We start from the raw sequence: 291 nt of genomic DNA on the forward strand, positions 1-291 counted from the left end.
GATCGATGTTGCCGCCGTTTTGTACGACAGTGGCGGCATGGCGCCCGCGCCGGCCGCTCCTGATGACGCAACGATTGCCCCTGCCGATCCGGCGAAAGTCGTCGGTACCCTTGGCACCGGCGTAGCCGGCAATCTCACCGCCAGCAGTGGCAACACTGCGGCGGGCGACGTGACGACTACGAAGACGGGTAACGTCGCCACCTACACGACCGGCAGCACGACCGTCGGCATCAACGTCGGCGCGATCAATGCCGATACCGCGGTGCAGGGCGTGGCAGCTCAGGGCGTTAG

General features: G+C 66.3%; 1 protein-coding gene. It reads left to right on the forward strand.

Annotated elements, in window-relative coordinates; genetic code table 11:
* The coding region (locus F1735_RS34770) for a hypothetical protein (RefSeq protein WP_222853208.1) at positions 1 to 291 on the forward strand (291 nt) is incomplete at both ends.

Source organism: Massilia genomosp. 1, assembly GCF_011682185.1.
GTDB lineage: Bacteria > Pseudomonadota > Gammaproteobacteria > Burkholderiales > Burkholderiaceae_D > Telluria_A > Telluria_A rubra.